At 66.2% G+C, this 1,880-nt stretch carries 1 pseudogene; it reads left to right on the top strand.

The features are described 5' to 3' along the window. Nucleotides 1–360: 360 nt before the first annotated feature. Nucleotides 361–1,811 (top strand): annotated as a pseudogene (gene ltrA / locus NMG80_RS37485) (group II intron reverse transcriptase/maturase). The last annotated feature ends 69 nt before the right edge of the window (nt 1,812–1,880 follow it).

Below are 1,880 nucleotides of genomic sequence, written 5' to 3'. Positions count from 1 at the left end.
GAGTGCGTCAGGAAGTTCATGGTGTCCAGCGGGTGGAAGTCCCGCCCGGGTAAGCACTAGCCATGCGCCCGGTAGCGAGTCTTGGGTCCGCCGCCGGTAACGGAGCGGGCTAAGCGTAGATAGCAAGCGAACGGGGTCTGTATTGAGCCACGTAATGGGTTGGTCGCGGTCGCCGAGGCTGTTCATCCTGCCGAAGGCAACACCGAGCGCTGCGCAACTGGCGAGCAGCGCGCGGGCCGCCGGGGTCGGAGACCAGGTCACGTTCGCAGGGATGGCATGGGAACCTGAGAAGCCCGATCGCATGCTCCGGCTGGTCACCGGAGCGGACGTTTGCCGAGGGAGAACCGGAGGCAGCGCCCGATGTGCGGTGGGGTGGCGGATCGGGGCGTAGTACTGCTGATGGCGGCGAAGGCAACGAGCCGGCCGGAGGGAAGGCCCCGACCACTGGGGACCTCGAGCGAGAACGGGCAGGTCCAGACGCAGAGCTGGAAACCCCTGCACGCGCATCTCGTCCGGGTGAACGATGCGGCCGCGAGGTCGCGCCAGACCCGCTTCACGGCGCTGTTCCACCATCTCGACGTCGCGGCGCTCGAACGAGCGTTCCGGCGGCTGAGGCGGAAGGCGGCGCCCGGCGTGGACGGAGTGACGGTGGCGGACTACGAGCGGGACCTGGAGAGCAATCTCCGCGCGCTCCATGCCCGTCTCCAGGCGAACCAGTATCGGCCGATGCCGGTGCTGCGAACCTACATTCCGAAAGCCGATGGGGGGCAAAGGCCGCTTGGCCTGCTCGCGCTCGAGGACAAGATCGTCCAGGGCGCGGCGGCCGAGCTGCTGAGCGCCCTCTATGAGGCTGACTTCCATGACGTCTCGTTCGGATTCCGCCCTGGACGCAGCGCCCATGATGCGCTGCGGACGGTCTCGGCGGCGATCATCAGCGAGCGTGTCAATTGGGTCGTCGACGTCGACATCCGCAATTTTTTCGGCAGCGTGGACCACGCCTGGCTGATACGGATGCTCGAACTTCGGACCGCCGATCCTCGTATCCTCAGGCTGGTTCGCCTGTGGCTGCGGGCCGGTGTGATGGAGGACGGTGTGTACGCCGAAACTGTGGAGGGCACCCCGCAAGGTGCGGGATCAGCCCACTGCTGGCCAACATCTACCTGCACTACGTGCTCGACCTGTGGGTGGCGCAATGGAAGCGGCGGGAGGCGCGGCGGCATGTCCGCCTCGTCCGCTTTGCCGACGACTTTCTGCTGCTGTGCGAGGCTCGGGACGACGCGCAGAAGATGCTTGCCGCGCTGCCGGAACGGCTCGCCAAGTTTGGGTTAAGCCTGCATGAGGGCAAGACCCGACTGGTCGAGTTCGGTCGGTTTGCTGCCGCAAATCGGCAGCGGCGCGGCGAGAAACGGCCCGAGACGTTCGACTTTCTCGGCTTCACGCATCACTGCGGGGTGAGCCGGAACGGGCGTTTTATGGTGAAACGGAAGACGCAAAGGAAGCGACTGATCCGCAAACTCAAGGAGCTACGGCTGGAGATGAAGAAACGACGGCACGACACCATCCGGGCTCAGTCCCGGTGGCTCGGCGCGGTCCTGCGTGGGCACTACGCCTACTTCGGCATCACCGGCAACGCCGCCAGCATCGCACGCTTTCATCTTCAGCTTACGAGGGGGTGGCTGTGGGTGCTTCGGCGGCGGGGGCAACGCCCCAGGCTCCCTTGGGACCGGTTCAGAGCCACCCTGGCGCGCGTCCCGCTCCCTGCACCGCGGATCGTGCACAACTGGCGCTCAAGCGCGAATGCGGTTGGGTAACCTGGTGGAAGAGCCCGGTGCGGGAAAGCTGCACGCCGGGATCTGTGAGGGGGGCGATGGGTGACCATC

It is taken from the genome of Mesorhizobium escarrei, from assembly GCF_935825525.1.
In the GTDB taxonomy this organism is placed as follows: Bacteria; Pseudomonadota; Alphaproteobacteria; order Rhizobiales; family Rhizobiaceae; genus Mesorhizobium; species Mesorhizobium escarrei.
Note: the sequence above shows the minus strand (reverse complement) of the source record. Positions and strands in the feature narration are given on the sequence as shown.